Below are 2,586 nucleotides of genomic sequence, written 5' to 3'. Positions count from 1 at the left end.
TCGGGCCGGCCCGGCCGTCGTTCTCCGTGAGACTGTGGCGCCAGGGCCGTGGCTGGCATGCCTGCAGGTCCAGCTCCCGCATGAGGTCACGCACGAGTTCAGGCCCGCAGGCCACGCCCCAGGCAGTGAGATCGGCGTGGACGCGCCGGTAGCCGTAGGTGCCGTCGGAATCCTCGAAGGACTTGGTGATAATTAATTTCAGGTCCTCCCGTCGCCGGGCGGTCGCCGAAAGCGGCCGGCTCCGCCATTCGTAAAATCCGGAGCGGGACACTTCCAGCCAGTCACACATCTTCGCGACCGACGGTAGCTCTTCGGTGTTCGTGATGAAGATCGCGCACTCGGCATCGATGAACTCGAACTTGTCGCTCACCGAGGATCCTTGGCAAAGTACGCTGCGACTTTTTCCAGGAAAGCGACCTTTTGCCGCAGTTCCCTCAGCTCGCGTTCCTGCTCGCGGAGCCGTGCCCGTTCATCCACTGTGAGAGGCGGCTCCTCTCCCGCGTGCTCACGACGGTAGGCGTTGACCCAATTCCCGAGTGTGCCTTCGACAAGTCCGAGTTCCCGGGCGACCTGGGCGACCGGACGCGACGTCTCGAGCACCATTTTCACAGCCTCTCCCCGATATTCAGGAGTGAACTTCCTGCGTTTCTGCGACAACCGATTCCCTTTCCGAACAGACCCACTGTAGTGGGACCACTGTCCGGAAACTTCGGGGCGCCTCAGGTCACCTCACCTGAGCTTTTTCCATGTGTACGGCTGGCGGGTGAGGTGGCGGGGCGGTGTTGACGGTGGCGTGACGAACGGGGCATCCCGCTGGTTTGCCACGCTCGATGTCCTACGCCCTGCCGTTGAGTTCCTCGCGTCGGCTGAGTCTCCTCAGCGACGTCCAGATCGCCAAGGAGGCTCACCAGCCGGGCCAGGACCAGGCCGTGCTCGACCGGAAGATCCGCCCGAGCCCCTCGCCGCCAATCAGGTGGGCATCACCGGACGCACCTCCACCGTGCCGTGACCCGCGCTCGGACAGTGCGCCGCCCAATCGGCACACTCCAGTACGAAGAATCTACCCAGCTGCTCACGAGCCTCGGCGAATGGGCCATCGGTGACCAGGCGCTGACTCCCACGGATAGCCACCGTGGTCGCAGTGGCCGACGGCTGCAGCTTCTGCCCGCCTCCATTGCACCCGCTTGCACGACCGCGGCCGCGTAGGCGGCCGCGTAGGCGGCGTAGTCCTTGCCAAGTTGACCATCGACGAGGTCGATCCTGACGGATCACGCTTCCGCCGGACAACACGGTGGGCGTTTCGAAGGTCTCTCATTCCACATGATGCTGTCGTACTCGCGCGATCCGTTATGCTGCTTCACTACGTAGGGCCTGGCGACGTTCTTCGACTGCCACATATTGATAGAGCAGCATTCGGGCCGAAATGTCGGTTGCGGTGGCCGGACAAATTGTCACGCCAGCTACGGTTCGCCGGTTCACATCCTTGGGATCACGCGAGGAGCTCTACGGATCTTTTGGCAGAGCACTGGTGGCTGCTCGGCCCACTTTAAGACTGTCCTGCTTTTTCGTTGGGGAGAGGATTTGCACCTGGAGGACGGTCTCACCCTTTCGGACCATGGTGACACCATTTCCTGAAGCCGCTTCGTCTCCGATGCCCTTGACCTCACCTATACCGAGGGTCTCCGGCGAGAAGAATGACTGTCCGTGCCACGTTGTGATGGCCATGGTGCCCTCACCCACAGCGCTGCCGTCCGAGAATGTGTACTTGCACGACTTGCCCCGGAACTCCTCGAGGGGTCCTGCCTGCTTGATAACTGCGGTTGCCAGGATGCTGGAGAGATCCGTGACTGATACAAGAGCACACGGATCCACGGCTGCCGTCGCGTCCTCAGCAGTTGGCTCCGTCTCCCGCTGCACACTGCGGGAACGATCAGCCCCCGAATGTGAAGACGTAGGTGTCCCCTGGCACCCTGCAGTGAGCACTATGACCGATCCGGCAGCGCATACCCCTGCAACAACACGGTGGACACTGCTTCGCAGATTCATGGCTCCATAAGACGAGCGGCTACCTCCTGAAGCACGAGTAGTTGCTACTCATGTCATGGCAGCACTCACAGACCGCAGCCGAACGCCCGCACCACGGCGTCCATGTACGGAGCCAGCTGGCCGCAATAAAATGACCGGGCAATTGAAGTACTCCGGTTTCTCACGCTTTGGACCTCCCGGTTCTTGGCTCTGTGCAGCCGTGGTCAAGTCTGCCTACCGGCTGGTCACCAGCTTGACCGACGCCGGCCGCTACCCGGCGGCCGTGCTGGTGGGCCTCTACCACCAGCGGTGGGAACACGAATCTGCGTACTCAATGCCAGAAAGTTATGTTTTGCAATGATTTGTCAAGCTGCTTCGTTCTTCGGTGTGTTGATGGAGGCATGGGGTCGCACGAGAGTGGTCACTGCTGGCTGTTCGGGGAGCTTGTAAGGGCGTTGTCAACTTGTTGGCCTCGATTCGTCAGGGGTTGTGAGCTGCTGACCGGTTGGTCGGTTCGCCCCTTTTGTCCCTGATGGTTGGGGATGGGGCCGTCGCGTGTCG

General features: G+C 61.6%; 4 protein-coding genes. All 4 read right to left on the bottom strand.

Going from position 1 to position 2,586, the window contains the following annotated elements; genetic code table 11:
- The coding region (locus ABZT03_RS43730) for an IS3 family transposase (RefSeq protein ID WP_356049820.1) at positions 1-370 on the bottom strand (370 nt) is incomplete at its 3' end.
- On the bottom strand, positions 367-657 hold the full coding sequence (locus ABZT03_RS43725; RefSeq protein WP_356049818.1) for a transposase: 291 nt from the start codon (positions 655-657) through the stop codon (positions 367-369). The genes ABZT03_RS43730 and ABZT03_RS43725, both read right to left, overlap by 4 nt.
- A gap of 312 nt (positions 658-969) precedes the next feature.
- Complete coding sequence (locus tag ABZT03_RS43720; RefSeq protein WP_356049822.1) at positions 970-1,131, bottom strand: YciI family protein; 162 nt, start codon at positions 1,129-1,131, stop codon at positions 970-972.
- Between the two features lie 372 nt (positions 1,132-1,503).
- Entirely contained in the window at positions 1,504-1,917 is a 414-nt protein-coding gene (locus ABZT03_RS43715) for a hypothetical protein (protein ID WP_356049816.1), read from the bottom strand.
- Positions 1,918-2,586: the final 669 nt, after the last annotated feature.

This window comes from Streptomyces sp. NPDC005574 (assembly GCF_040605435.1).
GTDB lineage: Bacteria > Actinomycetota > Actinomycetes > Streptomycetales > Streptomycetaceae > Streptomyces.
This window is presented reverse-complemented; position numbering and strand designations above follow the sequence as displayed.